General features: G+C 68.9%; 6 protein-coding genes. 3 read left to right on the forward strand and 3 right to left on the reverse strand.

Going from position 1 to position 6,664, the window contains the following annotated elements; translation table 11 throughout:
* Nucleotides 1-12: 12 nt before the first annotated feature.
* Complete coding sequence (locus Q4P07_RS03450) at nt 13-2,277, reverse strand: acyltransferase family protein (RefSeq protein WP_303373498.1); 2,265 nt, start codon at nt 2,275-2,277, stop codon at nt 13-15.
* Between the two features lie 170 nt (nt 2,278-2,447).
* The gene (locus Q4P07_RS03455) at nt 2,448-3,791 is read right to left on the reverse strand and encodes a hypothetical protein (protein ID WP_303373499.1); all 1,344 of its coding nucleotides are present in this window, start codon (nt 3,789-3,791) and stop codon (nt 2,448-2,450) included.
* 99 nt (nt 3,792-3,890) lie between these two features.
* Between Q4P07_RS03455 and Q4P07_RS03460 the strand changes: the two genes are divergently transcribed.
* Entirely contained in the window at nt 3,891-4,409 is a 519-nt protein-coding gene (locus Q4P07_RS03460) for a peptidylprolyl isomerase (RefSeq protein ID WP_303373500.1), read from the forward strand.
* A gap of 210 nt (nt 4,410-4,619) precedes the next feature.
* Complete coding sequence (locus tag Q4P07_RS03465; RefSeq protein ID WP_303373501.1) at nt 4,620-5,372, forward strand: rhomboid family intramembrane serine protease; 753 nt, start codon at nt 4,620-4,622, stop codon at nt 5,370-5,372.
* 116 nt (nt 5,373-5,488) lie between these two features.
* On the opposite strand, the gene Q4P07_RS03470 is transcribed toward Q4P07_RS03465, so the two are convergent.
* Nucleotides 5,489-5,749, reverse strand: a complete 261-nt coding sequence (locus Q4P07_RS03470) for a cell division protein CrgA (protein ID WP_303373502.1) — start codon at nt 5,747-5,749, stop codon at nt 5,489-5,491.
* A 54-nt stretch (nt 5,750-5,803) separates the two neighbouring features.
* Between Q4P07_RS03470 and Q4P07_RS03475 the strand changes: the two genes are divergently transcribed.
* Nucleotides 5,804-6,616: a DUF881 domain-containing protein gene (locus Q4P07_RS03475; protein WP_303373503.1), complete on the forward strand. Its 813-nt coding sequence runs from the start codon at nt 5,804-5,806 to the stop codon at nt 6,614-6,616.
* Nucleotides 6,617-6,664: the final 48 nt, after the last annotated feature.

The raw sequence follows: 6,664 nt of genomic DNA on the forward strand, positions 1-6,664 counted from the left end.
GAAAGCCCAGGCTCACTGGGCGCGCGCCAGCTCGTCGAAGGCTTCCGCAACGACCGTGGCGTAGACGTGCATGCCGTCCAGATCGGGGTGCACGTTGTCGGCCTGGAGCACCCCGGGTTGCTTGCTGATCGTGGCGTTCCATCGGCCGACGACCGCATGGGGGTAGTCGGCCACGACCTTGGCGATGGTGGCGTTGGAGGACTCGGTGAAGGAAGCCGCGACATAGAGGTTCATCACGACGACGTTGCGGTCCGGGCCGAGTGCGTCCAGCGTCTCGCGCAGCGCGGCCTCGTCCACGCCGGCGTTGGTGCCCAAGTGCAGGATGACGTTGTCCCTGATCTGGTCCTGCGCGAGACCGTCAGCCACCACCTCATGCGCGCTGTTCCATTGCCGGTTGGATTTGGCCAGGTAGTTGATCTCGGGGAACCGGTAGGTCAGTCCGTCGGCGCTGGTCACGATGAGGGAGTCACCGATCGCGGTGATCGCCGAACTGTCAGGGACCAGCAGGCCGTCCTCGCCCGCGCGGTATGTCGATCCGTGGACATCGAGGGAGGTGGCGGTTGCCGTGGCGCTGGCTGGGGCGTCCTTGTCAGCGCTGGCCTTGTCGCCCTGGTCCGCGCTGGTCTTGTCGTTGCTGGTCTTGTCGTCCTTGGTGCCCTTGCTGTCCGACTCGGATGCAGCGGCGGTGGCGGCGTCGGCGGCCGCGCCTGCCAGGCCGAGCTGCGCGCTGAGCTGGGCCGGCTCTCCCACTGTCGTGCTCGCGACTGGTGCGAGCTGCCCGCCGTCGAGCCGGGCCTCGTTTGCCTCGATCTGCTGCTGGGTCACTGACTTCTCCGGGGCGGTGGCGACCGCCACCGCTGTCGCGACCAGCATCAGCGCGAGCAGCCCCGCGACCATGCGGGGGGTGCGGCTGACCTGCCACGGCGTCGCCGCCCAGCGTCCCAGGGTGCCCACGCTCTTGCGCAACCCCAGCTTGCGCACCGGTTGTTCGACATACCGAAAGGACAGGGCCGAGATGGTCAGGGTGAGGACGAGCGCGGTGCCGACCACCACCATGCCGTGGCCCGTCCCGGGCGCATAGGGGATCAGCGCGCCCATGATGACCAGGATCGGCCAGTGCCACAGATAGATGCCGTAGGACCGCTCGCCCACCCAGACCAGCGGCCGCAGGTGCATCAGTCGGCGCCACAGGCTGCCCGACTCCAGCAGGCCCGCGATGAGGACCACGGTGAGGAGCGAGGCCAGCAGGATGCCACCCCGGAAGGTCAGGGCGTCGGACTCCTCCATCCATCGCATCAGCCCGACCAGCCCGAGGAGGGCGCCGAGCACCGCGGCCCAACGCCAGCGTCGCCATACCCCTGAGCGCAGCCCAGCCCGGTGACGCGGGTCCGCCCAGGCGACCGCGAACGCCGCTCCCGCCATCAGCCCCATGAGGTGGGTGTCAGTGCCGTAATAGACGCGCGTGGCGTCGACGCCGGGCGTGAAGAGCACGGCCATCGCGATCGTGCTCGCCACGCCGATGCCGGCCACGAGAAGGATGAGCTGCCGGACGGAGCGCGTCAGGGCCAGCGCGATGATCAGGGCGAGCGGCCAGACGAGGTAGAACTGCTCCTCGACCGCCAGGGACCAGAAGTTGATGAAGAGGATCGGGGACGTGCTGTGGAAGTAGCTCGCGCCCGCCAGGATCTCCAGCCAGTTGGTGGTGAAGGTCAGTGCACCAAGGGCCTGTCGACCGATCCCCACGAGCAGGTCGCCGCCGACCAGGCGCGCGACGGAGGTGCTGACCAGGACGACCAGGACCAGCGCGGGCAGCAGCCGCCTGGCGCGGCGGCGCCAGAAACCGAGGAGGTCGATGCGTCCCTTCGTGTCGACCTCGCGGAGGAGGAGCGTGGTGATGAGGAAGCCGCTGAGGACGAAGAAGACGTCGACGCCGAGGTAGCCGCCCGGCAGCACGCTGGGGGTGAAGTGGAAAATCAGGACCCCGATGACCGCGATCGCGCGCAACCCGTCCAGGCCCGGGATGATGCCCGGTCGTGGCCTGATCCCGTTGGGCCCGCGTCCGCCGCGACGGCGGCGTGGTGGTGTGTCGCGGGTCTGCAGGACGGGTCCGGTATCGGTGCGGTCCTGAGCCAGGGGGTATGCGGTGCGGTCGGCCTCAAGCAGATCGTGCCGGTCGCCGTGGCGGGTGGGTGCGTAGAGGGCCTCTGGCCGCGGGGCCGGCGGAGTGTCGTCGGTGCCGTGGGCGTGCACGTCTGGCTGGCGCGCGGGCATAGACATGTCGCCGGGTCTCCTCTCCACTAGACTCCGACGCCAGCGTAGGGTCGCTGGCCTGCACACAGACCCTCCCGCGCCGGAGTGTCGCGAGACTGGCTGCGCCCCTTGCTACGCCCTGAGAAACGCAGCGAGCGCCCCCGACCTGGTGGTCAGGGGCGCTCGCCGAAGGTGGTTCAGACGCGGTCGGTGGGCTCCATGCCCTCGCCCGGAGCCTGCTCGTCGGTGTTCACCGGCTCCTCGAAGGCGAGGTCGTCGATCTCCTCGGACTCGAGCATCCGAGCGCCGTCGCCAGCATGGGCGCCGGTGTAGTCGCTGGCGCCGGTCGCTGACGGGGTGGCGTCCAGTGCGTCGGCACCGTCCACGGAGTCGACTGGAACTGCGTCGAGTGGCGCTGCGTCGACGAGGGCGGCGTCGGCCACGGTCGGGGACACCAGGTCCGTGCTCGACGTCGACATCGAAGACGCGGTGGTCGGCACGTCGCCGTCGCTGACCGCCTGGGTGCTCGCGCTCACGGGCCCGCTGCCAGCGGGGGGCGTCGAGGTGAGCTCGACCGCAGGCGCTGCGGACGTGGTCGGCGTGCGGCTGGCCCACGGGTCAGCACCGCCACCCTGGCTCGCCCACGGGTCGGCTGCAGCGTCGCGCTGCTGCTGGGACAGATACCACGCGAGGCCAGCCCCGGCGGCGGCGAGCAGCCCGAGGGCGATCATCACGCCGCCCTTCTTGCTCCGGCCCGACTTGGGGGCTCCGGTCAGCGTCGCGACGACGCCCTCGTCCTTGGCCAGCACGCGGTCCTTGCCGGACTGGACGTCGCCGATCATCGACTGGAGCTTGGGCAGCAACTCGTCATTAATCAGATCGCGCAGGTGGTCGACCTTGGGCCCGACGGCCGCGACACCGTCCTGCACGCGCGGCACGGCCGCGTCGATGCCGTGATCCACCCCGGTGACGGCGCGGTCCCGGGTGTGCTCGGCCTTCTCGCGGATGGCAGCGGCCAGAGCGGCGACGACGGCCGCACTGAGGCCTGCCTTCTCCTTGGCGGTCTCGCCCAGCGGGCCGGCGCGCTCAGCCAGACGCTCACCGGCGTGGCTCGCAGCAGCGGCGGCGCTGTGGCCGGCAGACACGGCACGCTCCTTGGCGGCCTCGCCTAGCGGCACGGCCTTATCGCGGGCCGCAGCGGACAGTGCCGCCACCGTGCCCCCGGCTTCGGCAGCCTTCTTGTCGAGCGCGGAGCGGCCGTGGTCAGCGGCCTTGCGCCCGTGGTCGGCTGCCTTGCTGGCAGCCTTGCCTGCTGCGTCACGGTCCTTGCCAGCGGCCTTCATCGCCTTGGCGCGGGTTTTCTGCGCGTGGCGGCGTTCCTTCTTCGAATCAGCGGGGGCGGTCGCCTCCGCCAGCGTCGCCAGCACGGCGGCACCGAGGTTGCGGGCCCCGGACGCAGCGCTGGATCCAGCTTCGGCGGCGTCCTGCCGGGCCTTTGAGCCCTGGGCAGCCGCGCGCTCGGCGTCAGTCTTAAAGAACACGGGAATCCCTCCTAGTCATGTGGGTCTGCTTCTATCCTGCCCTGTCCAGCAGGCTGGCACCACCTGGGGTCGGTCAGATGGGCGTGCGAGACTGTGGCAATGAACGTCACGCTGCACACCAACCACGGCGACATCCACGTCGAGCTCTTCGAGCACGCCGCGCCCAAGACCGTCGCGAGCTTCGTCGGCCTGGCCACCGGCGAGAAGGACTACAAGGACGAGGCCGGGCGCACCAACCCCCAGCCGTTCTACGACGGCCTCACCTTCCACCGGATTATCCCCGGCTTCATGATCCAGGGCGGCTGCCCGCTCGGGGAGGGTTACGGAGGCCCCGGTTTTAGCTTTGACGACGAGATCAGCCCGGACAAGGACTTCACCCAGCCCTACATGCTCGCCATGGCCAACTCCGGCAAGCGCATGGGTAAGGGCACCAACGGCTCGCAGTTCTTCGTCACCGTCGAGGCGACCCCCTGGCTTCAGGGCAAGCACACCATCTTCGGTCAGGTCGCCGACCAGGCCTCCCGCGACGTCGTCGATGCGATCGCGGCCGTGCCGACCGGTGCCAACGACAAGCCTGTCGAGCCGGTCGTCATCGATCGTGTCTCGCTCGAGGGCTGACCTGAGCGCTCTGCGACGAGTCTCGACGACCGGATGACCACCCCGCCCTCACGGCCGCCGAGCGGTGACGAAGACTCGCCAGGTCGCCATACCTCCGAGGCGCCCACCTGCCCTCGCCACCCTGACCGGGTTTCTTACATCAAGTGTCAACGGTGCGGGCGTCCCACCTGCCCTGACTGCCAGCGGCCCGCGGCCGTCGGTGTCCAGTGTGTGGACTGTGTCCGTGAGGGCGCCAAGAACGTGCCGACTCCGACGACGGCCTATGGCGCGCCGGCGACCAAGAGCACGCCCCTGGTCAGTTACGGCTTGATCGGGCTCTGCGTGCTCGTCTACCTCGGGCAGCGCACCTTGCCGTGGCTGACCGGCGACCTCTCGTTCGTGGGGGTTCTCGGCGGCAGCCAGCCCTGGCGGTTCGTGACCTCGGCGTTCGTGCACTCCCCGACCAGTTTTCTGCACATCTTCTTCAATATGTACATCCTGTATGCCTTCGGTCCCGCCTTTGAGCAGGTGCTGGGGCACCTGAAATTCCTCGCGGTCTACCTCATCTGCGCGATCGGCGGATCGCTGGGCGTGCTGCTGTTCGCATCCCCTGACCCCGGCTGGTATGTCCACGTCGTGGGTGCGTCCGGGGCGATCTTCGGGTTGCTGATGATGTATGTCGTGCTCGTCTTCCGGGCGGGCCAGTCACCGAATGCGCTGCTCGTGATGATCGGCCTCAATCTGGCCCTGCCGTTCTTCGTCGGCGGGATCGCCTGGCAGGCGCACGTGGGCGGCGCGATCACTGGTCTGGTGATCGGCGGGCTGCTGGTGCTGACCTCGGCCAAGGGCCGCACGCCGGAAGCGGTGCGCAGGCGCCGGCTGATGTGGCCGGGGCTGGCGGTCCTCACCGTCATCCTGGTGGCCCTGGCTGCCTGGCGCTTGGTGTCGGTGCTCGGCGTGGCCGCCTTCTCTATCCAGTTTTAGCGGCAGCGACCGTCGCGAGTGACGTAGTTATCCACAGTTGCGAATGACAACGGTGTGATTTATCCCCAGAGTGGGGACAAGCTGTGGATAACTAGGGTGTGTGTGAATGTCCGTGCTCAGCGCCAGTTGGTCGCCATCATGAAGCCGGCCATGATCATGCCCATGCCGATGCCGAGGTTCCAGTAGCGCAGGGACTCGATCGGCAGAGCCCCGCTCGTGATGTAGAACGTGGCAACCCACAGGACGCCCACGATCATCAAGGCGCACATGAGTGGCACGAACCAGGGCGGGTTGGACTTCAGCTTCTGGGTCTGAGGAAGCTCGGTGGCGCGCTTGGCACGCGCCTTGGCGCCCTCACGACCGCGGGACTTCGGCACGACTGTTCTCCTTCGCAGTGGGTGCGGTCAGGATACGCGGCTACGCTAGCCCTGATGAGCACCGCACCGCCGACGCAGGCCGCGCCGGTCCCTGGGGGGTCCGACGCGGGAGGGACAAGACCCCGGATCCAAAAGATCGGGGTCACGATCATCTGCGTCGTCGCGGGGCTGCTTTTTGGGACGAGTGCGTCTCTGGCCCGCACCAGCGTGCCCACCACTGGCGCTCAAGATCTCCCTGGACTGATCACCGCGCGCGACCAGCAGGTCAAGACGCTCGCCGACCGTGCCGAAGAGCTCCGGCTGGAGGTCCAAGCGCTGGAGCAGGGTGCCGGCGACAGTGCCGTCCAGCAGGCCAGTCGCGTCGCAGAGCGCCTCGCGCCCTCAGTCGGGCTGGCCCCCGTCACCGGCGCTGCCGTCCAGGTCACTCTCGACGACGCGGGCTATTCCCTGGACACCTTGCCGCCCGACCTCACGGTCGATGACGTCGTCGTGCACCAGCAGGATCTTCAGGCCGTGGTCAACGCGCTGTGGGCGGGCGGGGCGGAGGCGCTGATGGTGCAGGACCAGAGGATCGTCTCCACCAGCGCGGTCCAGTGTGTCGGCAACACGCTCTACCTGCAGGGTCGCGTCTACTCGCCGCCCTACACCATCACCGCGATCGGGGATCCGGCCACCATGCACGCGGCTCTCCTGAACGACCCCGTCGTCGAGACCTACCGCCAGTGGGCGGCGGCGATCGGGTTGGGGTATGTCGTGCAGGACATCGCCCAGGTCGAGATGCCCGCCTTTGCGGGCGGTGTGCCGATGCGGTACGCCACGGTGACCACGCCGGCGAAGCCGAGCGAGGTCCCGACCACACAGGGCTAAATGCGCTCCCGCTGCGGCAGCGGCGACCGCCCGGTGTGGCAGGAGCGA

Source organism: Ornithinimicrobium sp., from assembly GCF_030537745.1.
In the GTDB taxonomy this organism is placed as follows: domain Bacteria; phylum Actinomycetota; class Actinomycetes; order Actinomycetales; family Dermatophilaceae; genus Ornithinicoccus.